The organism is Rhodococcus sp. PAMC28707 (assembly GCF_004795915.1).
Classification (GTDB): Bacteria; Actinomycetota; Actinomycetes; order Mycobacteriales; family Mycobacteriaceae; genus Rhodococcoides.
Genome location: NZ_CP039253.1, coordinates 1785435 through 1808765, shown reverse-complemented (window position 1 = coordinate 1808765; position 23331 = coordinate 1785435). Strand labels below are relative to the sequence as shown.

The following is a 23331-nucleotide window of genomic DNA, read 5'->3' as shown; positions in this document are numbered from 1 at the left end:
ATGATTCACTGGTCCGATCATGAGCACAACGACCGAAACCCTCTCGCGAGCCGTCGTGCCGCTGCGCGGGTTCATCCCCTCGCTCGAGGGGATGCGCGCGTTGGCAGCCATCGGCATCATCGTCACGCACGTCGCGTTCCAGACCGGTGCTGCGAGTTCGCCAGTCATGGGACGGATCTGGGGCCGGTTCGATCTCACGGTCGCCATATTCTTCGCCCTGTCGGGATTCCTGCTGTGGCGTCCACATGCCGCGCAGGCGCGTGGGGTCGGTCGTGCACAGTCTGCGAGCCGGTACTTCTACTCTCGTGTCCTTCGCATCGTGCCCGCGTACTGGGTGGTGGTAGTGCTTGTTCTGCTCTTCCTGCCCGGTGCAGGCGGTGACTACCGCGTCTGGTTGGCCAACTTGTCGCTGACGCAGGTATTCGTACCTCTCACGTTGACCGAGGGCATGACGCAGATGTGGAGTCTGTCCGTGGAAGTGGCGTTCTATCTGCTGCTTCCGCTTGCGGCCTTCGTGATGGTGAAGCTCAGGGGTTCGGCGGCACGACTTCGGGTCCCAGTGCTCGCTGTGGTTTCGGCGATCAGTCTGAGTTGGGCATTCCTGCCGATCGCGACAGCACCGAACACTCATCACGACAACTGGCTTCCCGGCTACATTCCGTGGTTTGCCGCGGGAATGGTGCTCGCCGAAATTTCTGTCGGACCCATCACCTGGGTACATCGGTTGTGCTCGCATCGGCGGATCGTCGGTGCCATTGCTCTGCTCGCCTTCGCATTGTCCGCGACGCCGCTCGCTGGACCGCAGGGGCTCGTTCGGCCCGAGCCGTGGCAGTACGAAGTGAAGATCGTGCTCGGCGCGGTACTCGCCTTCGCGCTCTTGGCCCCACTCGTGCTCGCCGACGACCATCGGCATCACCGCGTTCTGGAGCATCCAGTGATGCTGGCGTTGGGCCGCTGGTCCTACGGCATCTTCATCTGGCATCTGGCGGTGCTTGCCATGGTGTTCCCGGTCTTCGGCGTCGCGCCGTTCCAGGGCCATTTCTGGCTCGTCCTGTGCGTGACGGTGGCACTGTCGATTCCCGTCGCAGCCGCGAGTTATGCGCTGGTGGAGGATCCGATGCGGAAGCGGTTCAGTCGTTCTCGGCCGTGACTGCCACGGCGAGCGCCAGTACCGCGACGAGGGCGGTGAACTGCACCAGGTAGGCGTGCCCGATATAGCCCTCCGGTGATCGCCACGGCCCGCGTGAGAGCAGTGCCATGGCTGTCAAGGTGCCGATGCCCGCGGTGGACACCAGCACCCGAGCTGCGACGGTGGTGCCGTACCGCCGTTGGAGTGCCACGGTGCCGATCCAGAGGGCGACCGCCACGACGGCTCCGGTGATGCCGGCGATGACGATCGCGGCGGCAGTGAGTGCGATCGCGCTTACCTTCGACCGGTTCCAGGGTCGTGGCGGCACACTCGTGCGGCGTGGGCTCGCGCGGAAAGCGAAGAATGTCAACGGGATCAGGAGGAGCAGTCCGCCGAAGATGCCCAGTCGGTACCACGTGTTGCTCGGGTAGTCGAGCGCGACGGTTCCGTCGACACCTGCCGGGATCACCCATCCTTGCTGCCAACCGTTCACGGTGATCGGTGTCAATACCGTGCCGTCGGAAGATGTTGCGTGCCAACCGGAATTGTTGCTCTCCGGTACGACGAGAAGCTGATCGGTGTCGCGGCCCGATACCTCGATTTCGCGATGGTCCGACGTCCAGGCGGTCGTGTCGGCGCTTACGGGAGCAGAACTTCTCGCGCTCGTAGCGGGAACGGGCATGGTGCGTAATCGCATTCCGTCGACGAAGAATGCAGCACCCGGATCGACGACGACATCCTGCTCGCCCGCCGGGAGGGCAATCGGGTTGAGTGCGTCGGTCTGCACCGGGAATATCCCCTCGCACAGCGTCGCATTCAGCGGTTCGCCCGATCGGAATGTATCCACCGTTGCAGTCACCGATGCACGCACGGTCTGTCCGGCGATCGAGATGATCGGGCCACGGTCGCAGCCGACGGTCACCACCCGGTTTGCGTCGAGTGCCCCGCCCAACACCGTGCCACCGGACAGTACTTTCACCTCGGACAGACCGGGAGGCGAGGGCAGTACGAAACCGAGAGAGTTCTTGTCCAACACGTCGTCCCAGGCGACGATCGAGATGACTATCCGGTCGGTTACTCGCGGCGCCAGTTCGATCGTGGTGGGGCCGTCCATGTCGCGGACCATCGGCCCATCACCCAGGTTCACCGCCACCCTCGTCGGGTGAGCAGGTAGATCGCCCAGGCTGGGGGACAGGGTGAGGCCGTCGACCAGCGTGGGTTCCGGCAGGTTCACCGTCAGGGTGGGCTGCGTACCCGCCTGCTTCTCGATGCTCTTGGTGGGCGCAGTCCATGAGGTCCTGTCATCACCGTCGGTGGCGGCGAATGCGGAGCCGTGCAGGTCGCCGACGTCCGAGGCAGCGGTGGCCACTGGGCGACCGGGCTGCGAGAGAAGCGATTCGAGTTCGGGGCTCTGCCTAGTTCGTAGCGTCAACTCGGGCAGTACCGCTGTGCCCATAGGTACCGAAAGGGTGCGGGAGAAGCGCCCGAGTTCCTCTGGTGGGAGAGATAATCCGCTGCTGCAACGGATTCGGTCCGTGGTCTCGATGCATCCGTTACGACCGGGGAATTCTTGGCTCAGTTCCCAACCCTGTACGTCTGCGTCAGCAGTGACGGGCGGAAGTACCGCGCGGTGCACGATCGATACCTGCTGTGGCGCATCACGATCGGAGAAGTCATCGATGGAGAGTTCGCTGATCCCGAACTGGCTTCCGCTGGTACCGTCCACCGTCGACTTGGCGGTGATGCGCACCCATGGCGTCGAACCACCAGGCAGTGACACCGTCAGCGGCGCTCCGGGCTTGTCGATTCGCGCCGCGGTACTGCCGTTGGGAGTGGTGATCTCGAGCCACTTGACCGGATCCCCGATAGTCCCCGGGCTGGTGCGTAGATGCAGCAACCCTTGGTTGACAGGAGTGTCGAAGTCGAGTTGAAGCCATTGTCCCAGTGCATTTTCGATACCGTTGGATACCCAACTCGTTGCCAGATCACCGTCGACGACTGCCGCGACGCCGCTGCCAGGGGCTGTTCCACCGATCTGCGTCGAATCCGAGGCCGAACTCGATGCGGTGATGCGAGCGCCCTCCCATTCGCCGTCGACCGTAGCGGCGCCGTACACCGGGTAATCGGGTACGGCATTGAGCGATCTTCGTGGTTCCTCGCTCGAACGCAGCGCGGAGCTGTGGTAATCGACCTGGCCGAAGTCGGTCTCCCGATTCATCGGAGTGTCGGTCACGGTGACCTTGTCCACCGGTATCCCAGCCGCCACCGCGTCGGAGGCCAGGATGAGGGGCCCGGCGGGTACCGGGTCCGAGGCGCCGTTACGGCGCTGCGCGTTCAGGCGCAATGCCGACTCCGGGCCGCCCTGCACGAAAGGAACTCGATCCAGGTCCACCGTGTACGGACCGGATGCCGGTAGAGCTGTTGGGTTTTCGACCTCGTAAATCTCGACGGCGGGGTACGGCGGCCGCAGATCGCCGTCGATGGTGATGCCTTCCACGGTGCCCGGGGCGATGTCCTCACCGAACCGGGCGACACGCGTCAGGCCCGGTGAGCCGTCGAGAGCCCGGTGGACCTGCACCGGTCGCGTGGAGCGTGAGGTCTCCGGGTCCAGATCGTTACGGACGACCACGAAGCTGATTCCCTGGCCCAGAAGGGTGTCGGCAAGTCCGGCGGATGGACGGCCGTCCGCGATGAGGCGCTGCACCGAATCGAGTGCGCGGATAGCTCCGGGCGGGGTCAGTGGGACTGCGTCGCGTACCGCCCACGGCGTCGTGGCAAGGGCCTGGAGTGGTTCGTCACGGGTCAGGCCCCAGGTCTGGAGGGCAAACGGTGCACCGGGGACAACGAGGGCGCGCTGAGCGTCCGATCCGTCGGGGGAGGATCCCGATGCGTGCTCGGTGAGCCAGTCGGCCGCGTCGTGCCAGTACTCGGGGATGGCTTCGTACGCGCCGCGGGGCGCGAGTTTGCCGGTCCAGGCGAGTGAGGTGGAAAAGGTCAATCCGACCAGAACCAGTCCGGCGACGGCGACCATCTTGTCTCGTTCTGGATGGGCTATTGCCGCTCGCCATCGGGTAACAGGTACCGATCCGGGGAGCGGCACCTTGGCGAGGAGATGAGCGAGCCCGAGCACCAACGGTATTCGGATGAGGGGCTCCAACTTGTGCACGTTGCGCAGTGGGGCGCCCGCGGTGTCGAGGAACAGGCGCACGGTATCGGCGAAGGGGGAACTCAGATCACCGACGTAGCCGGCCGTGAGCCCTACTATGCCGACCAGCAGTATTACTGTCAGGCGTCCGCGGGCCGGCATCGTGCGCATCGCGAGGCCGGCTACTCCGGCGGCAGCGATGACACCGGTAGCGATGACCGCCGCCGGTTGGGTGACCAGGATGGCACCCGCCACGCGCTCGGGGGAGACGAACGGTGTCCAACTGCTGGTACCGCGGAGGATCTCGGCGAGCGAGGCCCACTGCGTCGTGGTTCCGGAGGATTCGATGTAGTCGAGGAACGGTGGGCTCACGCGTCCGAGAAGGAGTAGCGGAACGATCCACCACAGGGTGGCGAGGACACCGAAACCTACCCACCAGGCGGTGAATACGGCCCACGCCCGGTTCGGCCGGTGGCACAGCAACCAGACCACGGCGACGAGGCACGCGGCGGCTGTCGCGACGGCGTTGACGGCGCCCATCAATGCTACGGCGCATGCGGATTGCGCCGCGAGGGTTCGGGGTCCGCTCCACCGGCCGCCCGATTGCGTTGCGTCGGAGTCGCTTCGGTTGAACGCGCGCACCACCGGAATCAATACCCACGGCGCCAACATCATCGGCATCGTCTCGGACGAGATCGACGCGAGAGTGGTGATGACACGTGGGGACAGAGCGAATGCGAATGCAGCGATGAGCCGTGAGCTACGAGAGCCGATTCCCAGTGCTTCGGCCAGTCGAACGATTCCCCAGAATCCGGCGATCAACAGCAGTGCCCACCAGATGCGCTGGGTTACCCAAGGCGGAATCGCAAGAATGTCACCGAGCGCAAAGAATGCGCCATGTGGGAAGAAGTATCCGTAAGCCTGGTTCTGAACCTGACCGAGGGGTGCTTGGCTCGTCCACTGGTGTGAAGCGCGCGCAAGAAATCCCAGCGGATTCTGGGAAAGATCGTATTTCGTATCCGCGACCGTGTAGCCGGGGACCTGCAGGAACGAAACGAGAAACGCTAGAGCGGAGACCCCGAGCAGCCACTTACGTCCGAATCGCTCGGACGAGATCGTTCCGGCAGTGTCAGCGGCTGCCGTACTCAACCTGGTTGAGCAACGAAGAGTCGGCGTTGCCGGTGCGGTCGATCTCGGGACGAGTGTTGTCCGATGCTGCCGCAGTCACCCCTAACACGACACCGACGCCCAATACAGCGCCGACTACTGCAGCAACAATTCCCGGGACAGCAAACTTCATCTCGGACTCCACTTTCGTCGGCAGGTATCAATGACGGCGACTTTCCCCCGTGCGCGGCTAAAGGTATCACCCGACGGCCATGGGACTGTGACGCACTCGCGGTTACTTGCCGGGTGGAACTATGAGAACCGGCCGATGACTGTGGCGCAGCACATGCTCTGCCACCGAACTCTGGAGCAGCGAACGAAGGCCCGTGGTGCCGCGGGTTCCGGTGACGATGATGTCCACGTCGAGATCGTCGGCTTTCTCCACGATGGCGCTCCAGATGGCCGTCGTGCATTCGGCGCAGTGCCCCTCCACTTCGAGTCCGGCTTCACCGGCTAGTCGAACGCCCTCCTCGTTGATGGCTTTCGCGTCGGTCAGTGCCACATCCTCGGTTTCGTCGTCGGCTACCCATTCGGGTTGCATGACACCGGAGAGTCCGGACATGCGTGCCGCTTGCCTAACCATCGGCTCCCACGCGGTGACGACGATGGCCCGCTTCGTCACGAGAAAGCGGCCGGCGTAATCGATGGCTCGTTTGGCGTTGTCAGAGCCGTCGTACGCGATGAGTATCAGATCTGCAGGCATCCTTCTCCTCCTGGTGAGCTCGTGTTCGAAGGCTATCGCGTCGAGGTCGCCGATCGCGGCGCTACGGCCACCTCGGCTACCGTAAAGAACCATGATGAAGTTCCGCTCGCCCGTGCCCATCGCCGTGTTGGTGCTGGGGGTCGGTTTCACCGCCGGTTGCGGGAGCACCGCAGAACCGGATCCCGTAGCTGCACCGTCTGTCGCAGCAGCACCGTCCGCGACTTCGGTGTCGACGGAGGCTACGACGCCTGCGCCGCCACCTGATCGTTGTGCGGCGTTCGTCGGGTCGTTGACCGAGCGGCAGCGTCTCGCTCAACTACTGACGGTCGGGGTCACCGGCACCGACGACGCGGTGAACATCGTGGCCACGGAGCAGGTCGGCGGCATTTTCATCGGTAGCTGGACGGATTCGCAGACGCTGGCGAACCGTGAGGTGCCCCGGATTGCTGCTGCCGCTGCCGTGCCGCCGATGGTGACCATCGACGAAGAGGGCGGTCGCGTGTCACGGGTGGAGGATCTGCTGGGAAGTGATCCATCCGCACGCGAGACTGCTCGGACGATGTCGGTGGACGAGACCTATTCCATGGCGCTCGAACGGGGGCGTGGTCTGAAGGATCTCGGCGTCACCGTCGATTACGCACCGGTGGTCGATGTCAGTAGTCAGCCGGACGACTCGGTGATCGGCGATCGGTCGTATTCTTCCGATCCGAACGAGGTGATCGCGTATGCGGGCGCCTACGCCCAGGGCCTTCGTGATGCCGGAATCATGCCTGTACTCAAGCACTTCCCCGGGCATGGGTCCGGTTCCGGCGACTCGCACACCGGTGAAGTCACGACGCCTCCGCTCGATCAGCTTCGGCAGTCCGATCTCGTTCCGTACACCGTACTGTCGCAGACCGGCGTCGGCATCATGGTCGGCCATTTGGATGTTCCGGGACTGACCGCTTCTGGTGTGCCCGCGAGTATCAGTCCGGCAGCGATGGCACTGCTGCGCGACGGTGTCGGTTACGGTGCGAGCCCGTTCGAGGGGCCGATTTTCACCGACGATCTTTCCGGCATGGCTGCGATCACCGACAGGCTCGGTATCGTGGCGGCCGTCGAGGCGGCGCTGGTCGCAGGCGCTGACATCGCGCTGTGGCTGACCACCGACGACGTCCCTCAGGTGCTGGACAATCTGGAGAATGCGGTTGCCGCGGGAAGATTGCCTGCACCGCAGGTCGACGCATCTGCAGCCACGGTCGCACGGTTCAAGGGCGCCTGCTAGCTTCACGGGAGAAGCGACGCAGCCATTCTTACCGTGGAGTAAGATCAGTGGTTCTACCTTTGTTTGTTCGACCCTGCTTCGACCTTGGTTTGGAGGGCACATGGCTGGCGGCACCAAGCGATTGCCCCGCGCCGTCCGTGAGCAGCAGATGCTCGACGCGGCAGTGGATGTCTTCTCCGACAACGGCTTCCATGAAACTTCGATGGACGCGATTGCGAAGAGGGCCGCGATTTCGAAGCCCATGCTCTACCTCTACTACGGCTCCAAAGACGAACTGTTCGCCGCGTGTATCCATCGCGAAGGCGTCAAATTCGTCGAGGCGATGACTCCGGCCGCGGATCCGACGCTGACACCTCGCGAGCAACTGCGTCGCGCATTGCTCGGGTTTCTCGGTTTCGTCGGTGATCACCGAAAGTCGTGGATGGTGCTCTACCGGCAGGCGATCGGTCAGACTGCTTTCGCCTCGCAGGTTCAGACCAGCCGAGATCGACTCATCGAACTTACGGCGGGTCTGCTGGAGATGAGTACGAAGGACCCGGACGAGGGCCAGAACTACACGCTGATGGCAGTGGCGTTGGTGGGCGCGGGTGAGGCAGTGGCCGATCGTGTCGCCGGCGGTGAGATCGAGGTCGACGCGGCTGCCGATCTGCTCGAGAACCTCGCATGGCGGGGTCTGGCAGGTAAGAAGTCCGCTACCAACGTGTAGACCCCTCGCTTGGGTATGAAACAGCCCCTACGTGCGCTCACGTAGGGGCTGTTTCGGTTACCGCAGTGTCGCGGTGAGGTGCGGGTAGCCTTTTTTGGGGTTCAGTAGCGAGAGGTCCCAACCGGTGCCGACGGATTCGGCGTACAGGTTCATGGTTGCGGGCAGCACGATCGGCTTGCCGAAGCGCACGCTGTAGGTGACCCCCTCGGGAATCCGGCCCTCGATGATCTGCAATGCCGCAGCGGCGCTCCACATTCCATGCGCGATGGTCTTCGGGAATCCGAATGCCTTTGCGCCGAGCGTGGATACGTGAATCGGATTGCGATCACCCGATATCGCTGCATACTTGCTGATCGTCTTCTGATCGACTCGAAGGGTGCGGTTCGGAGGCGGTGGTACCTCATCGGCGGGCGGGGCTTCACGGAGCTCGCCGGACAGTGATGTCTTTTGCAGGCTCAGGAAGCTCGAGGTCTGCCTCCAGACGAGTTCGCGTCCGACGCTTACTTCGCTGATCAGGTCGACCAGCAGACCCTTGCGGTGCTCGCGCAGGTTCTCCGCGTGCACTCGAACGTCCAGTGGCTCCGAGACGGAGATCGGACGAAACGCCTCGATGACGTTCTCCGCATGCACCGAACCGATCGCCGCGAACGGAAAGCCCTTGGACACCATCAATTTCATGACCGTCGGGAAGACGAGCGTGAACGGATACGTGATGGGCAGGATGTCACCGAAGCGTAATCCGGTGGCCTTGCAGTAACCGGCGAGATTGTCGGGATCTACTCGCAGGCCGCGGAGCTCGAACTCGGTGGACGGCACCGAAGACGACTTCGACCCGAGAAACGGCAACACGCCACGCGCCGCCGCGGTGTAGATTTCCGAAATCTTGGGTTGCTCCGAGAGCTTGACGACGCTCATGCGCCGAGAAGGCTCTGACCGCAGACGCGGACGATCTGCCCGGTGACGGCGTTCGACGCGGGAGAAGCGAAGTACGACACCAGTTCTGCGACGTCGACGGTCTGCCCGCCCTGGAGAAGCGAGCTCATCCGTCGTCCGGCCTCGCGGGTGGCGAAGGGGATGGCGGCGGTCATCGCGGTTTCGATGAATCCGGGTGCGACCGCGTTGATGGTGATCGACTTGGCGGCGAGAACGGGGGCCGAAGCCTGAACGAGGCCGATGACGCCAGCCTTGGACGTGCCGTAGTTGGTCTGGCCGCGGTTACCGGCGATGCCTGCGATGGAGGAGACGTCGACTACGCGTCCGCCTTCCTTGAGTGCGCCGACCTTCACCAGGTGATCGGTGATGCGCTGTGGCGCAGCCAGATTCACGCCGATGACGGAGTTCCAGCGACTCTCGTCCATGTTGGCCAGCGTCTTGTCGCGGGTGATGCCGGCGTTGTGGACGATGATGTCGGCGCCGCCGTGACGCTCGAGCAGGTGCTTGGCGAGCACCTCGGCGGCGTCGGGTGCAGTGACATCGAGTGCCAGGGAGGTGCCGCCGACCTTGTTGGCGGTCTCGGACAGTGCCTCACCGGCGGCGGGGATGTCTGCTGCGATGACGTGTGCGCCGTCGCGCGCCAGCACCTCGGCGATGGTGGCGCCGATGCCGCGGGCTGCGCCGGTGACTACTGCGACCTTGCCGGCCAGCGGCTTGTCCCAGGATGCGGGTGCGGTGGAATCGGCGTCGCCGACGACAAAAACCTGGCCGTCGACGAAGGCCGACTTGGCGGACAGTAGGAAGCGCAGGGTGGATTCGAGTCCGGAAAGCCCGGTCGATGCGTCGGGGGAGATGTAGACCAGCTGAGCCGTCGCGCCGCGTTTGACCTCTTTGCCGACGCTGCGGGTGAAGCCTTCGAGGGCGCGCTGGGCGATGTGCTCGTCGACGTTTGCCGTCTTCTCCGGTGTCGTACCGATGACCACGACGCGCGCGGAGGGCGCGAGGTTGCGGATGACGGGCTGGAAGAACTGGAAGAGCTGCTCGAGTTCGGCGACGTTGCCGATGCCGGTGGCGTCGAAGACCAGCGCGCCGTACTTGGCGTCGTTCGCCTGTGCCTGTGGGTAGTCGGAGAGGAGTTGGCGCAGTGGCTCGACCAGTCGGCCGTTGCCGCCGATGAGGACGGGTCCTGCCAGGGGCGGTTCGCCTGCCTTGTACCGACGCAGCTTCTCGGGCTGCGGCAGACCTGCCTGCTTGGCGATGAAGGCTCCAGGCGCGGACGCCAAGAACGTTGAGTAGAGGTCTGGGGCTCCCTTGGAGGCTGCCACTTGTCCTACCTTTCACTTGGCGCCTTCGCAGTCCCGCGTGCACGCTCGATGATGGGCGCACGCACGGGCGCGAAGCGCACGACCGGGTGTCGACAACCAACTTACTCGCCAGTAAGGTGAAACTCCACCAAGGCCTTTTTCTTACCGGATGTCGGGAGACCACAAGTGACAAGCAAGCAACTACGACCGGTCGCAATCGTCGGTGGCAACCGCATTCCGTTTGCTCGCTCGGACAAGAAATATGCGCGGGCGTCCAACCAGGACATGCTCACCGCAACTATCGACGGCCTGGTCAGCAGGTTCAATCTGCAAGGCGAGCGTCTCGGCCTCGTAGCTGCGGGCGCGGTACTCAAGCACAGCCGGGACTTCAATCTCACTCGCGAAACCGTTCTCGGTAGCGCGCTGAGTCCGTATACCCCCGCCTACGACCTGCAACAGGCATGCGGGACGGGTCTGCAGACCATCGTGGCCGTCGGTGATGCCATCGCGGCCGGGCGCATCGATTCCGGTATCGGCGGCGGCGTCGACACCACCTCCGATGCACCCATCGCGGTCGGCGACGACCTGCGCGAGTTCTTGCTTTCACTCAACCGCGCGAAGTCGGCCACCGATCGACTCAAGTTGCTCGGCAATGTTCGACCGTCGATGCTGGGGATCGAGATCCCTCGCAACGGGGAGCCGCGTACCGGTATGTCCATGGGTGACCATGCGGCGATCACGGCGAAGGAATTCGGCATCCGCCGCGAGGACCAGGACGAACTGTCCGCCGCGAGCCACCAGAACATGGCTGCCGCCTACGAACGTGGCTTTTTCGACGACCTGGTGACGCCGTTCCTCGGCCTCACGCGCGATGACAACCTGCGGCCGGGATCGACCGTGGAGAAGCTCTCCACGCTGAAGCCGGTCTTCGGGACCAAGCTGGGCGACGCGACCATGACGGCCGGCAACTCGACGCCTCTTACCGATGGCGCTTCGGCGGCGTTGCTGTCGACGGACGAGTGGGCCGCCGAGCGCAACTTGCCCGTGCTCGCCCACCTGGTGGATTCGGAAACTGCTGCCGTGGACTACATCCACGGAAACGGTTCGTACACCGATGGCCTTTTGATGGCCCCGACGTACGCAATTCCGCGACTACTGGCCCGTAACGGGCTTACACTTCAAGACTTCGATTACTACGAGATTCACGAGGCGTTCGCATCCGTCGTGCTCGCGACGCTGCAGGCGTTCGAGAGCGAGGAGTATTGCAAGGAGCGTCTGGGCTTGGACGGCGCGCTCGGTTCCATCGACCGCAGCAAGCTCAACGTCAACGGGTCCTCGCTCGCGGCGGGTCACCCGTTCGCTGCTACCGGTGGTCGTATCGTCGCCTCGCTGGCCAAGATGCTCGCGGAGAAGGGTTCGGGCCGTGGCCTGATCTCCATCTGTGCCGCTGGTGGGCAAGGCGTCACCGCAATCATCGAGCGCTGAACAAGCACTCGATCAACGGGGGAACGATCGGCAGATCCGTCACACGAGGGGTTGACGGATCTGCCGATCGTCACAGCTCGTATTACTGTGATCTACCAAAATCGTCAGATCGAAGAGCTGACCGGTCGTGTTCTCTCCGATCCTCAGAATCGGCTGCTGTCGACGTTGTTACTGGTGAAGACCGGGCACTGGTGAAGACCCCGCGTTGATTCAAGTGAATGATCCGGAGAAGTTTTCAAGCACGTTTGTAACGCTTCACAAAGATTGCCGATACTCGTAATGGCTCCGTACTGCTGCCCGACCCCCGACCCGGCAGCGGTGCGGAGCCACCTACGTCTCGATCGAGGTGGCTCGACATCTCTGCGTCGATAGCGGATGCGTAAGCTCGGGCACGACAGTCGATCGAAATCGGTGGGGGTTGTGGGAGGGCTTGAACGTGAGCATCGGTGGAGACGGCACAGAACCGCACGAGCGTCGGGAGCCTCCGGTGCCTGAGGGCCCGGTCCCTGAAGGTCCAGTAGAGCACACACAGCCCGAAGAGGTACTGCCGTACGACGCGGTCACCGAGGCTATGACCGTTGTACCTCCTGAGAGCGCCGTACCTCCTGAGAGCGCCGTACCTCCTGAGAGCGCCGTACCTCCCGAGCAGACTGCTACGAATCAGCTTTCGAGGCACGAAGAGCCGGCGACGGAAGCGTATTCAGCGGTTCCGCCGAGGCTTGCGGAGCCAGTTTCCCCCCCGAGGCCACCTGATTTCGAAGAACCGCCCACCGACACCACAGCTGCACCCGATCCTGCCGGCGCTGGGCCGGTCGGCTCGGATCAGAAGCCTCCGTGGGTGAAGGCTGCAGTCTTGGCGGGCGCTGCGGTGGCGATCTTGGCTGTCTTCTACACCGCGGACTGGCTGTCTTCGAGCGGCGCAGTTCCGCGCGGAGTCACCGTTGCCGGAGTCGACGTCGGAAGCCTCTCGCACGACGACGCAGAGGCGAAGTTACGTTCGGAGCTCGGCGCACGCGTCGAACAGCCCGTTGCTGTCGAGGCCGGAGATCTGGACCTCGAGTTCGTACCGGCCGCCGCAGGGCTGGGTGTCGATTGGAACGCGACGCTCGATCGCGCGGGGTCGCAGCCGATCAATCCGTTCACTCGGATCGGTTCGTTCTTCGGTCATCGCGAGATCGGCGTGCAGTCGACGGTCGATGCTGCCGCGCTCGATGCGACCGTGGAGTCGATTCGTGCGCAGACCGACCGCGCTCCGGTGGAAGGTGACATCGTCTTCGAGAGTGCGACGGCGGTCGGGGTAGCGCCTGCTCCTGGGCTGGCACTCGACGTCGTCGGTGCGCGCGAGGCAATGCAGAAGCGTTGGGCTTTCGGGGATGTCGCAGTACCTGTAGAGACCGCTGATGTGACGGTGCATCAGGACGAGGTCGATCGTGTGCTCACCCAGATCGCCGAGCCTGCGGTGTCCGCGCCGGTGGTGTTCACCGGCAAGAACTCTGCAGCCGCAGTGCTGGCACCGGAGGTCGTCGGCCAGGTCGTGTCCTTCGAGCCGGCAGAGGATGGGTCGCTCGCGGCGCGGTACGACAACGACGCAGCGATCCGTATTCTCGCGCCGCAGTTGGCCGCTACCGAGACAGTCGCGAAGGACGCGTCGTTCGTTTTGGGCTCAGGCGCGCCGACCATAGTGCCCGGTGTCGTCGGCGACATGGTGCAGTGGCCGGTGACGCTCGAGCAGTTGCCGACCTTGTTGGCCTCCGCGGACGCTCGAACCACCGCGGCCGTGTACGCGCCCGCGCCACCGGCACTGACAACCGAAGGCGCGCAGGCGCTCGGTATCAAGGAAGTTGTCGCCGAGTACACCACCGGCGGTTTCGAGTATGCGTCCGGAGTCAATATCAGGCTCACCGCCGATATCGTCAACGGTGCGTTGGTGAAGCCGGGAGCTACGTTCTCGCTCAACGGGTACACCGGACCACGCGGAACGGCGCAGGGTTTCGTCGAGTCGGGGATCATCGACAACGGGAGACCGGACCGGGCTGTCGGCGGTGGCATCAGCCAGTTCGCGACGACGCTCTACAACGCGGCGTACTTCGGCGGAATGGACGACGCCGGGCACACCGAACACAGTTACTACATCAGCAGATATCCCGAGGCCCGCGAGGCGACGGTGTTCGAGGGTGCCATCGACCTGAAGTTCACCAATCCGAGCAAGACCGGCATCGTCATCGAGTCGTTCGGTACGGGTTCGGATGTGACGGTTCGGCTTTGGGGCACGAAGACGGTAGAGGTCGAGTCGAGCACCGGGCCGCGGACCAACCCGACCTCGCCCAACACGGTCACGCTCCCTGCCGGTGATCAGTGCGTACCGTCCGGTGGCGGACCGGGATTCACGGCGAGCAATACCAAGGTGATCACCGATATTGCGTCGGGCAAAGAGATCTCGCGGGATACTCGCACGGTCAAGTACGATCCGATTCCGATCGTGAAATGCCAGTCACGCGAACCTGATCCGAAGCCTGCGGACGCTCCGCCGCCTGCGCCCGCACCTCCGGCAGCAGAGCCGGCTGCGCCTCCTGCCGCCGAACCGGCCGTGGTCCCTCCTGCCGATCCTCCGGCAGCCGAGTCGGAGGATCAGCCGGCCGCTTCGACGGAGGACAGTGACAGCTAGTCCCTCTCGCAGCTAGTGCTGTTGCAGCTGTTACCGAAGCGTCGTGTGTTTCGGCGCGACATCGTCGCCGGAGGATGCGCCGCGGAGGCGTCGTGACACCCACGGCGCCGCGAAGGACTTCACCCATTCGGCATTCTCACGCCGCTTGTCAGCAGGCGCGATGGGTGCGCGTGGCTCCAGTGGTTCGAGTTCGATCGAATGCGGGACACCGAGGTGATCGAGAACCTCGGATGCCATTCTGACGTGTCCGCGCGTGGACATGTGGAGACGATCCGTGTCCCACATCCGGGTGTCGTCGTAGCCGTCGAGGCGCCAGAAGTCGACGAGTTCGACTCCTCGACGGTCGGCTACTTCCCGCAGAAGTTCGTTGTAGATCGCAGTGCGTCCACGCAGTGTGCGGAACAGGGGTGCCCAGCCCGCGTCGTATCCGGTGAAGGCGACGACTCGCGCGCCGGTGGCGACGAGGTCTGCCAGTGCCGAGTCGTATCTGGCGACGATGGCGTCGATGTCGACTTTGGGTCGCATCAGGTCGTTGCCGCCGGCGTAGATGGTGACGAGGTCGGGTGCGGCGTCGACGGCGATGCCGACTTGGTTTTCGATCACCTGGTCGACCAATTTGCCGCGCACCGCGAGATTGGCGTAGCGGAATTCCGGGTTCATGGCGCCGAGCTGTTCGGCGACGCGGTCGGCCCAGCCCTTGACTCCGTTCGTGCTGGTGGGATCGGCATCGCCGACGCCCTCGGTGAACGAGTCCCCGAGCGCTACGTAGCTGTCGATTCTCGACACGACATCAACCTCCGTGAGTGCTGCTAACTAGTTACTCGACAGTACGACACCGTCGCGGTGCATTTCATTCCCCATGATTCGTGCGCAGGACTCTCGTCTACCGAAACTCGTAACGTGGACTACGGGGTGTGCTGGCAGGATGACCGAACGTAAGGTCAGATGTCACCACCTGATCACGCTGCTCAGACCAGAACGGATATCTCATGCCTCTCGCCACCACCGAACTCGACAACGGTGCCCTTCGCGCCGCTTTCGGTCAGTTCCCCAGCGGTGTCGTCGCGCTGTGCGCCGAAATCGACGGCGCTCCCGTCGGCATGGCCGCGAGCAGCTTCGTCGCTGTGTCGATGGACCCACCGCTCGTGGCGTTCTGCGTGCAGAACACGTCGACGACGTGGCCGAGGTTCGCTGTCTCGAAGCGCATCGGCATCAGTGTGTTGGGTGAAGCGCACGACGGCGCAGCGCGGACATTGGCTGCCAAGACGGGTAACCGGTTCGAGGGTCTGGAAGTGACGACGACCGAGGACGGCGCAGTCTTCATCGGCGGAGCGAGTATGTGGCTCGACGCCACCGTCACCGAACAAGTACCCGCAGGCGATCATGCGATCGTGCTGATGCGGATCAACGAACTCGAAATCAGAGATGTTGCACCCATCGTGTTCCACAGCAGCAAGTTCCGCCGCCTCGCAGCCGAAGAAGGGTAGCGAGCGCACAGAAAACAACGGCCGCATCCCGGTGAGGGATGCGGCCGTTGTGCGTACGGGGTCGAATCAGAATGCAGCTTCGTCGAGCTCCATGACGTCCAAGTCCGTGTTGGCGAGGATGCCCCGGGTAGCGGTCAGCTGGGGCAGGATGTTCTTGGCGAAGAAGGACGCGACTGCGACCTTGCCCTCGTAGAACGACTTTTCCTTGCCCTCTGCGCCGTTGTCGAGTGCCTTGATGGCAATTTCGGACTGACGCAGCAGCAGCCAGCCGATGAGCAGGTCGCCGAAGCCCATGAGGAACCGGACGGATGCGAGGCCGACTTTGTACAGCTCGGTCGGCTGCTCCTGAGCTCCCATGAGCTGCTGGGTCATCGTGGTGACGATGGCCTGCACGTCTTCGAGTGCGGTGGCGAGAAGCGCGCGCTCGGCCTTGAGTCGACCGTTGCCTGCTTCGCTGTCGATGAACGACTTGATCTGGCCGGCGATGTGAGCCAGCGCGACGCCACGGTCACGGGCGATCTTGCGGAAGAAGAAGTCCTGCGCCTGAATGGCCGTCGTGCCCTCGTACAGCGAGTCGATCTTCGAGTCGCGGATGTACTGCTCGATCGGGTAGTCCTGCAGGAACCCTGATCCGCCGAGCGTCTGGAGACTCTCCGCCAGCTGGCTGTAGGCGATTTCGGATCCGACGCCCTTGACGATCGGGAGCAGCAGGTCGTTGACGCGGTAGGCGATGTCGTCGTCTGCGTCGGATACCTGCTTGGCGGTGATCGGGTCCTGGTGTGCCGCGGTGAAGAGGTATACCGCGCGCAGGCCCTCGGCGTATGCCTTCTGGGTGATCAGGCTGCGACGAACGTCTGGGTGGTGCGTGATGGTGACGCGGGGTGCTGCCTTGTTCGTCATCTGCGTCAGATCGGCGCCCTGGACACGCTCCTTGGCGTAGTCCAGCGCGTTGAGGTAGCCGGTGGACAGGGTGGCGATCGCCTTGGTGCCGACCATCATTCGAGCGTGCTCGATGACGTCGAACATCTGCGCGATGCCCTTGTGGACCTCGCCGACGAGCCAGCCCTTGGCTGGGATGTCGTGGCCACCGAAGGTGAGCTCGCAGGTGGTGGAGACCTTGAGGCCCATTTTGTGCTCGACGCCGGTGACGAATACGCCGTTGCGCTCGCCGAGTTCGCCGGTCTCGAAGTCGAAGTGCGTGTTCGGTACGTAGAACAGGCTCAAGCCCTTGGTGCCTGGTCCGGCACCTTCCGGACGAGCGAGAACCAGGTGCATGGTGTTCTCGAAGAGATCATCGGAAACGGCCGAGGTGATGAACCGCTTGACGCCTTCGATGTGCCAGGAGCCGTCTTCCTGCTTGATGGCCTTGGTGCGGCCTGCGCCGACGTCGGATCCGGCGTCGGGCTCGGTGAGCACCATCGTGGCGCCCCACTTGCGCTCGACGATGACCTTCGCCCATTCCTTCTGCTCATCGGTGCCGTTGTTGTAGAGCACGTTGGCGAATCCTGGTCCCGCGGAGTACATGAACGCGGCAGGGTTGGCGCCGAGTAGCAGCTCGTTGAGTGCCCAGCCGAGAGTGCGAGGCGCGGGGATGCCACCGACCTCTTCGTCGAGGCCGACACGCCACCACTCGCCGTCGTACAGCGCCTTGAACGACTTCTTGAAAGCCTCTGGCAGCTTGACGGTGTGAGTGTCGGGGTCGAACACAGGCGGGTTGCGGTCGGAATCGGCGAAGGACTCCGCTACCGGTCCTTCTGCCAGGCGTACGACCTCGCGAAGCATGTCGCGGGCTGCCTCGCCGTCGAGGTCGCCGAAGTTGTCTCCTGCGAGGGATTCGTCGAGCCCGAACAGCTCGAAGAGGTTGAACTCGAGATCCCGGAGGTTGCTCTTGTAATGTCCCATGTTCGTTCTCTCCAAATTTGGTGGTGCGGTCTCGGGTAAGTACCGCCCAAGTTAGCTACTCGTCGGTAACATAACTGGATATTACCCCCGTTCATTCCCGCTGCCAAGGGCGGACCTACTCGCGAGTAGTAAAGCGTCGATCGCGGCGCCCTGATCTGTCTGTCGATAGAGGTTCTCGGCCCGGTGAACAACACCAAGGCCATCGATGTCCGACGCCAGTTCTTCTGGTGTGTACAGGATTTCGAGTTCCTGGGGTCCGCCGACGCCTTCGGTGAGGTTCAGTGAGTGATGACCGAGAATCATGAGGATTCCGTCAGGTTTCAGAGCCCTGATCGCGTTGTGAATCGCAGTTCGGCGCTGTTCTGGAGGTAGATGAAGGTAAAGAACGAGCACCAAGTCATAGTCGGGTTCAGCTGAAAGTTTGGTCACATCGGCGTGGACCCAGGTAAGGCGATCTCGAACCGACTTGGGCGAATTCTGCGCGATTCTACGTCCCTTGGTGAGGGCGACCGAAGAAAAATCGATCGCAGTCACGTCCCAACCCCGCGTGGCGAGCCATAGCGCATTTCGGCCCTCACCCGCCGCAAGATCCAAAGCGCATCCGCGCGGGAGGGTCGTCACATAGTCGACCACCGCGGCGTTGGGCGGCGTTCCATAGACCAATTCTTTGGCCGCATACTTTTCGTCCCACGCTGCTGCATCCATTGTGGGAATGATAAGCGAGTTACAACGTGGTGCGTAGGAGTAGAACGTTGTAGTTCTGATGCACCGTGGCAAGGAAGTACAGGTCAGGGCCTGTCGACCAGGGATGAATGTAGGGAGCATAGGCACTGTGAAGCTGATTGGTGTCGACGAGCACCTCGGGTGGACTCCACGGGCCGACCGGCGAGGGCGAGCGTCGCATGACGATCGAATCGGAGGGGTCCGTGGTCAGCATCAAGTATTGGCCGAGGTGCTGGTTGTACGCGATGGACAGCTCGCCGACGCTGTCGACGATGGGGGCCGCGAGCGCGGGGTCGCCCGTCTTCCAGTCGTTACCGGTCCAATATTCGTATGCGGCGAGGTTCAGGATGTCCTTTTCGAGCACGCGTGAGACATAGCCGAGGTTGCCGCGGCCGGGAGGCGTGCCGTACTCGTAGACGAACCCGCCATCTTTCAGGAAGGCGTTCTGTTGGAAGTTGCGGCTTCCACCGTCGCTCGGACGCTGGGTCTCCGGGTGGACGGTCCAGTTCTCGCCGTTGTCACCGGACACTGCGATCGAGGAGTAGTTGGTTTCCCAGTGTCCGGGCTGACCCCAGTCCTTGACCGACATCAAGGTCATGAACTGATTCTGGCCTAGTGCAACGCCGGCAGTGGGAATGCGGCTGATCTCGACGAAGGGGATCTTGGGACTCGGTATGAGCTCTTTGGCCTGTCCGAGCGGGTCCTTGACGATGCTGTCGAAGCTCATGCCGTCAGCCAAGTTGCCGTCGTGGCTTCGCATGAGCGAGTTGCTGCGCCAGGACCACAGGCTTCCCTGCAGGAGGTTGGGTATTCCGAGTCCTGCCGTATCGCCGAAAGCGGTCAGGATCTCGCCGTTGCCGTTGTCCCACATGATTCCGAGGTCGGTGCCCAGCATGTTGACATGCTGCGTTTCGTTCGTGCTGGACATTCCGGTGGCCTGCGCGACGGCCACGGTGCGTCCGGTGAGCTGCGGAAGGCCGAAGACGCCGTTCAGTCCGGGAATCGGATTGACGATGTTCGGATTGGCCGCTGCCGGACCGGCGATCACAAGAGTTGTGACCACAACAGCAACAGCGACCGACGTGAAACGTTTCACTAGCCCCCCGGCTTTCATTCGAGTTCTTCACATACCGCGGGAAGCATAACTCGAGGTTTAACCTGTCGGGGCGACTGTTTTGTTCTTTCGGAAAAGCAAATGTATTGATCAGCGCAGGAGAAGCGAGCGCGAAGTTCGTTACTGTCGGGGGAATCAGTCGTGCGGGACGGACTCGTCGACTTCTGCGGGATCCCAGTGCAAAGTCGATCCGAGTTCCTCGGAATCGGCACGACGCGCGACGCGGCCCAGCACGACGGCAACCGCCAACGCGACCACCAACCAGACGGCTATACCGATGAGAATTCCAAGCACATGGTCTTTCTAGCACCGAAATCTGAGAATGCGCCGAGAAACTAAGCTTTTCGATTGTTGCAATGCGATCGACGGCGGTCACGGATTGGTCACGGATTGATAGCGGATACGTTTCTAAGGGTGAACGACCTGCCCGATCGCCCCTCGGAAGCGACTGCCGCCCAGGCACTGAGCTGCGACGATAGCGAGGTCCGAGGCATGGTCGACGTCACGCAGAATCGGTAGTGACGCGATGTCCGCGCCGAGTGCTTCGAGAGCGCTGCGAGTATCGGCGCCCGTGCTGGGACTGGACATGGTTACCTCGAGGAGCCCCCGGGCGAGCGCGGGATCTGCGATACCCAACCCCCACCAACCGCCGTCCTCGGCCATGCCGAGCACCGATCGCCCCGGCTCGGTGAGGTGCGTTGCCGCCTCGTTCAGTAGTTCGGCCGTCACTTGGGGGGTGTCCATCCCGATCTGAAAGACGGGATTGCCCGACACCGCAGCGTCCTCGTGCGCGTAACGCAACCGCTCGGCAAAACCGTCGCCCCGCTGCGGAATCACGATGTACGACGCCAGTGCCGCGGCTATTTCTGCGTGTCGGCTCGCCTGGGCGAGGTCCCCGGTCATGGCGACGATGCGCTCGTCGAAGTCGGCGGCGGATACGGCGTCGAGAGTGTCGAGCAGGGCGGCGGCAGCGATGTCGGCGGCTATGTCCTCGCCGACGGTTTTCGCGAGCCGGGTTTTCGCGAGCCCGGGTACGGGAGCTTTGGCGACGATGAGGGCAGTTACTTTCACGAGAGCACCTTCCAGAAGTCCCGCACTGCGACGACGGTTCCTTTGACCGAGCCGGACACCTTCGAGGTCCCTGCTGTCCGTGGACTGTAGGAGACGTCGTGTTCGACGACCGTCCAGCCGGCTTTCGAGGCGAGGACGAGTAGTTGCAGCGGGTAGCCGGACCGGCGGTCGGTCACGTCGAGGTCGAGAAGTGCTTGGCGTCGTACTGCGCGGATGGCGCCGAGGTCGTGGACGGGCAGCTTGTACTTGGTTCGAAGCCGAAGGGCCAGGACGGCATTGCCGATTCGAGCGTGGATCGGTGAGTTTCCGCGGACGGTCTTGCGTCGACCTACGGCGAGATCCGCTTGTTCGAGAGCGGTGACCAGCAGGGGTAGCTCACGCGGATCCATCGAGCCGTCGCCGTCGAGAACGCACACGACTTCGGTTTCGGCGGCCAGAACTCCGGCATGTACGGCCGATCCGTAACCAGGCACGGACTCCTTTACGACGGCGGCGCCGTTCGCTCGAGCAACCTCGGCGGTGTCGTCCACGGAATTGTTGTCGACGACGATGACGCGGTAGCCCGCGGGCATGTCGGCGAGGACGCCGGGGAGGGAGCCTTCCTCGTTCATGCAGGGAATCACGACGGTGACATCGGTCGGCTCAAACACGCGGGGCACCGTTGCCTTCGGCGTCACGAAGAGGGGCGGTTGCGAACTCGCGCAGACCGTCGAACGGTGAGATTGCGGCGTCGAATCCGATTGCGGTGCGGGCCGATTCGGGGCTGGCCACCACGTGCCGTACGTCCCCGGAGCGATACTGTCCGGTCACTTCGGGTGCTGGGCCTGAGCAGGCCTGGGACAGTGTGGTTGCGACTTCGCCGATGGTGATCGGATGACCCGAGGACACATTGAGTGCAGTGAATCCGGGCAGAGCGGCCGCGATGGACAGTACGTTCGCCGCGGCGACGTCGGAGACGTGCACGAAGTCGCGCGCCTGCAATCCGTCCTCGTACACCTGTGGTGGGCGCCCGGCTTCGAGTGAGGATCGGAACATCGCTGCGACGCCGGAGTACGGCGTGTTGCGTGGCATGTTCGGTCCGTAGACGTTGTGGTAGCGAAGCGCGGTCACCGAGCCGCCGGTGGCGAGGGACCAGGCAAGTGCGTAGTTTTCCTGCGCAAGTTTGCTCGCGGCGTAGGTGCTTCGTGGCTGCAACGCCGAATCCTCTTTCACCAGAGCCCAATCCAGAATATCTCCGGTGTTCGGGTCGGTGTTGTCGAAGCGGCCTTCGTCGAGATCGGCGCGCGTGCGCGGACCGGGCACCACCGTCTCGCCCGCAGCGTTGGTGTATCGCCCCTCGCCGTAGACGACCATCGAGGACGCCAGCACCAACCGGGTGCAGCCCGCTTCGGCCATTGCCGAGAGCAGCACGGCGGTGCCGAAATCGTTGTGGCTTGCGTACGCGGGTGCGTCCGCGGCGTCGACGCCTGCACCGACGACGGCAGCCTGGTGACACACGGCATCGACTCCGGTCAGCATGTCCACGAGCGAGTCGTGATCACGGACGTCGATCCTCTCGATACCCGGGATCGGTCGATCGCTCCCGTGCGCGGAGGGAAGAAATGCGTCGATCGCGACGACGTCGTAGCTGGGTCGGAGTGCGCCGAGAATGTGTCCGCCGATGAATCCGGCTGCCCCGGTGAGCAATATGCGGGTCATGGCAGCTCGATCGGAAGTTCGACGCCCTCGTGCACGCGGCACGATTCGCATGGGCCCATCAGAGCGGCGCTGACAGCCGATCGGACCAAGGCCTTCAGTGGTTCGATGTTCTTCTGGAATTCGGCGAACACGTCCACTGCTCGAACACCCTGCCCTGCCTCGATCCCCGCGTCGAGGTCGGTCACGAGAGCGATCGGGGCGTAACACAATTCGAGTTCGCGGGCCAGTACCGCCTCGGGATGTCCGGTCATGTTCACCAGTGCCCACCCCTGCCGGGCATACCACTGGCTCTCGGCGCGGGTAGAGAATCGAGGGCCCTCGACGACCACCATCGTGCCGCCGTCGACAGTGCCGGGCTGCAGCGCCGCGGTGCGTAGGTCGGCGCAGTACGGATCGGCGAATTCGACGTGGACTCCGCCGTTGTCGAAGTAGGTCTGCGGGCGCCCGCTCGTGCGATCGACTAGTTGGTCGGGAATCACCACCGTTCCGGGCCCGTATTCGGGGAGCAGGCTCCCGACGGCACACGGGGCGAAGATGCGCTGCACTCCGAGCATGCGCAGGGCCCACATGTTGGCGCGGTAGGGCAGCGTGTGCGGGGAGTACTCGTGATGAGCTCCGTGGCGCGGAAGGAATGCGACCGTGCGACCGTCGACGTCGCCGATCGTGATGGGCCCGCTCGTCGCACCGTACGGCGTGTCGATCGTGACCGACTGCGCGTCTTGCCCGAAGAACGAGTAGAAACCGCTACCGCCGATGACCGCGATGTCGGCTCGGTGCGAAGTTGTTGTCGGCGTTGATGTCATTGATTCATTTCCGTCCTCGGTATGCTGAGCCC

At 63.6% G+C, this 23331-nt stretch carries 20 protein-coding genes; 6 read left to right on the top strand and 14 right to left on the bottom strand.

All coding sequences use genetic code 11. The annotated features are described in order from the left end of the window. The first annotated feature begins 19 nt into the window (after positions 1-19). Complete coding sequence (locus E5720_RS08215; protein ID WP_136170250.1) at positions 20-1150, top strand: acyltransferase; 1131 nt, start codon at positions 20-22, stop codon at positions 1148-1150. Here the strand turns inward: E5720_RS08215 and E5720_RS08210 are convergent. From E5720_RS08210 to E5720_RS08200, 3 genes are all read right to left on the bottom strand, one after another. Further along, positions 1131-5423 (bottom strand): alpha-(1->3)-arabinofuranosyltransferase, encoded by a 4293-nt coding sequence (locus E5720_RS08210; protein ID WP_136170249.1) that lies wholly within the window; start codon positions 5421-5423, stop codon positions 1131-1133. The two genes, E5720_RS08215 and E5720_RS08210, sit on opposite strands and share 20 nt — an antisense overlap. Continuing rightward, positions 5404-5574 carry a DUF2613 domain-containing protein gene (locus E5720_RS08205; RefSeq protein ID WP_136170248.1) on the bottom strand — a complete coding sequence of 57 codons (171 nt, stop codon included), beginning with the start codon at positions 5572-5574 and terminating at the stop codon, positions 5404-5406. The genes E5720_RS08210 and E5720_RS08205 overlap by 20 nt, the downstream gene beginning before the upstream one ends. 102 nt (positions 5575-5676) lie before the next feature. Then, positions 5677-6144 (bottom strand): universal stress protein, encoded by a 468-nt coding sequence (locus E5720_RS08200; protein WP_136172528.1) that lies wholly within the window; start codon positions 6142-6144, stop codon positions 5677-5679. 94 nt (positions 6145-6238) lie between these two features. On the opposite strand from E5720_RS08200, the gene E5720_RS08195 reads away from it, so the two are divergent. Together E5720_RS08195 and E5720_RS08190 are read left to right on the top strand one after the other, a co-directional pair. Continuing rightward, positions 6239-7408 (top strand): glycoside hydrolase family 3 N-terminal domain-containing protein, encoded by a 1170-nt coding sequence (locus tag E5720_RS08195; RefSeq protein ID WP_210730032.1) that lies wholly within the window; start codon positions 6239-6241, stop codon positions 7406-7408. A 100-nt stretch (positions 7409-7508) separates the two neighbouring features. Beyond that, positions 7509-8114 (top strand): TetR/AcrR family transcriptional regulator, encoded by a 606-nt coding sequence (locus E5720_RS08190; protein WP_136170246.1) that lies wholly within the window; start codon positions 7509-7511, stop codon positions 8112-8114. A gap of 57 nt (positions 8115-8171) precedes the next feature. Here E5720_RS08190 and E5720_RS08185 read toward each other — a convergent pair whose 3' ends face one another. Then, the gene (locus E5720_RS08185; protein ID WP_136170245.1) at positions 8172-9029 is read right to left on the bottom strand and encodes a MaoC/PaaZ C-terminal domain-containing protein; all 858 of its coding nucleotides are present in this window, start codon (positions 9027-9029) and stop codon (positions 8172-8174) included. Then, positions 9026-10372 (bottom strand): 3-oxoacyl-ACP reductase, encoded by a 1347-nt coding sequence (locus tag E5720_RS08180; protein WP_136170244.1) that lies wholly within the window; start codon positions 10370-10372, stop codon positions 9026-9028. The genes E5720_RS08185 and E5720_RS08180 overlap by 4 nt, the downstream gene beginning before the upstream one ends. 165 nt (positions 10373-10537) lie before the next feature. On the opposite strand from E5720_RS08180, the gene E5720_RS08175 reads away from it, so the two are divergent. Then, entirely contained in the window at positions 10538-11836 is a 1299-nt protein-coding gene (locus E5720_RS08175) for an acetyl-CoA C-acetyltransferase (protein WP_136170243.1), read from the top strand. Positions 11837-12674: 838 nt separating this feature from the next. Next, positions 12675-14501, top strand: a complete 1827-nt coding sequence (locus E5720_RS08170; RefSeq protein ID WP_247596226.1) for a VanW family protein — start codon at positions 12675-12677, stop codon at positions 14499-14501. A gap of 30 nt (positions 14502-14531) precedes the next feature. Here E5720_RS08170 and E5720_RS08165 read toward each other — a convergent pair whose 3' ends face one another. Continuing rightward, the gene (locus E5720_RS08165) at positions 14532-15287 is read right to left on the bottom strand and encodes an SGNH/GDSL hydrolase family protein (RefSeq protein WP_136170242.1); all 756 of its coding nucleotides are present in this window, start codon (positions 15285-15287) and stop codon (positions 14532-14534) included. Between the two features lie 203 nt (positions 15288-15490). On the opposite strand from E5720_RS08165, the gene E5720_RS08160 reads away from it, so the two are divergent. Beyond that, entirely contained in the window at positions 15491-15988 is a 498-nt protein-coding gene (locus tag E5720_RS08160; RefSeq protein ID WP_136170241.1) for a flavin reductase family protein, read from the top strand. Between the two features lie 66 nt (positions 15989-16054). Here the strand turns inward: E5720_RS08160 and E5720_RS08155 are convergent, their stop codons facing one another. The 8 genes from E5720_RS08155 to E5720_RS08125 form a co-directional block, all read right to left on the bottom strand. Further along, positions 16055-17890 carry an acyl-CoA dehydrogenase gene (locus E5720_RS08155; protein WP_136170240.1) on the bottom strand — a complete coding sequence of 612 codons (1836 nt, stop codon included), beginning with the start codon at positions 17888-17890 and terminating at the stop codon, positions 16055-16057. An 81-nt stretch (positions 17891-17971) separates the two neighbouring features. After that, entirely contained in the window at positions 17972-18595 is a 624-nt protein-coding gene (locus tag E5720_RS08150; protein ID WP_136170239.1) for a class I SAM-dependent methyltransferase, read from the bottom strand. Between the two features lie 19 nt (positions 18596-18614). After that, on the bottom strand, positions 18615-19727 hold the full coding sequence (locus E5720_RS08145) for a DUF4185 domain-containing protein (RefSeq protein WP_136170238.1): 1113 nt from the start codon (positions 19725-19727) through the stop codon (positions 18615-18617). A 135-nt stretch (positions 19728-19862) separates the two neighbouring features. Next, positions 19863-20021: a hypothetical protein gene (locus E5720_RS21640; RefSeq protein ID WP_168708311.1), complete on the bottom strand. Its 159-nt coding sequence runs from the start codon at positions 20019-20021 to the stop codon at positions 19863-19865. A 114-nt stretch (positions 20022-20135) separates the two neighbouring features. Further along, the gene (locus E5720_RS08140; RefSeq protein WP_136170237.1) at positions 20136-20798 is read right to left on the bottom strand and encodes a DUF2064 domain-containing protein; all 663 of its coding nucleotides are present in this window, start codon (positions 20796-20798) and stop codon (positions 20136-20138) included. Then, positions 20795-21409 (bottom strand): glycosyltransferase family 2 protein, encoded by a 615-nt coding sequence (locus E5720_RS08135; protein WP_247596298.1) that lies wholly within the window; start codon positions 21407-21409, stop codon positions 20795-20797. The genes E5720_RS08140 and E5720_RS08135 overlap by 4 nt, the downstream gene beginning before the upstream one ends. Positions 21410-21440: 31 nt before the next feature. Continuing rightward, complete coding sequence (locus E5720_RS08130) at positions 21441-22496, bottom strand: NAD-dependent epimerase/dehydratase family protein (protein WP_136170235.1); 1056 nt, start codon at positions 22494-22496, stop codon at positions 21441-21443. Continuing rightward, positions 22493-23299, bottom strand: a complete 807-nt coding sequence (locus tag E5720_RS08125; RefSeq protein WP_136170234.1) for an S-methyl-5'-thioadenosine phosphorylase — start codon at positions 23297-23299, stop codon at positions 22493-22495. The genes E5720_RS08130 and E5720_RS08125 overlap by 4 nt, the downstream gene beginning before the upstream one ends. Positions 23300-23331: the final 32 nt, after the last annotated feature.

Coding starts and splice junctions, on each gene's coding strand:
- E5720_RS08200 (WP_136172528.1), bottom strand. CDS start 6,144: ATGCCTGCAGATCTGATACTCATCGCGTACGACGGCTCTGACAACGCC.
- E5720_RS08215 (WP_136170250.1), top strand. CDS start 20: ATGAGCACAACGACCGAAACCCTCTCGCGAGCCGTCGTGCCGCTGCGC.
- E5720_RS08155 (WP_136170240.1), bottom strand. CDS start 17,890: ATGGGACATTACAAGAGCAACCTCCGGGATCTCGAGTTCAACCTCTTC.
- E5720_RS08135 (WP_247596298.1), bottom strand. CDS start 21,409: ATGAACGAGGAAGGCTCCCTCCCCGGCGTCCTCGCCGACATGCCCGCG.
- E5720_RS08130 (WP_136170235.1), bottom strand. CDS start 22,496: ATGACCCGCATATTGCTCACCGGGGCAGCCGGATTCATCGGCGGACAC.
- E5720_RS08125 (WP_136170234.1), bottom strand. CDS start 23,299: ATGACATCAACGCCGACAACAACTTCGCACCGAGCCGACATCGCGGTC.
- E5720_RS08160 (WP_136170241.1), top strand. CDS start 15,491: ATGCCTCTCGCCACCACCGAACTCGACAACGGTGCCCTTCGCGCCGCT.
- E5720_RS08195 (WP_210730032.1), top strand. CDS start 6,239: ATGAAGTTCCGCTCGCCCGTGCCCATCGCCGTGTTGGTGCTGGGGGTC.
- E5720_RS08205 (WP_136170248.1), bottom strand. CDS start 5,574: ATGAAGTTTGCTGTCCCGGGAATTGTTGCTGCAGTAGTCGGCGCTGTA.
- E5720_RS08185 (WP_136170245.1), bottom strand. CDS start 9,029: ATGAGCGTCGTCAAGCTCTCGGAGCAACCCAAGATTTCGGAAATCTAC.
- E5720_RS08145 (WP_136170238.1), bottom strand. CDS start 19,727: ATGAAAGCCGGGGGGCTAGTGAAACGTTTCACGTCGGTCGCTGTTGCT.
- E5720_RS08190 (WP_136170246.1), top strand. CDS start 7,509: ATGGCTGGCGGCACCAAGCGATTGCCCCGCGCCGTCCGTGAGCAGCAG.
- E5720_RS08150 (WP_136170239.1), bottom strand. CDS start 18,595: ATGGATGCAGCAGCGTGGGACGAAAAGTATGCGGCCAAAGAATTGGTC.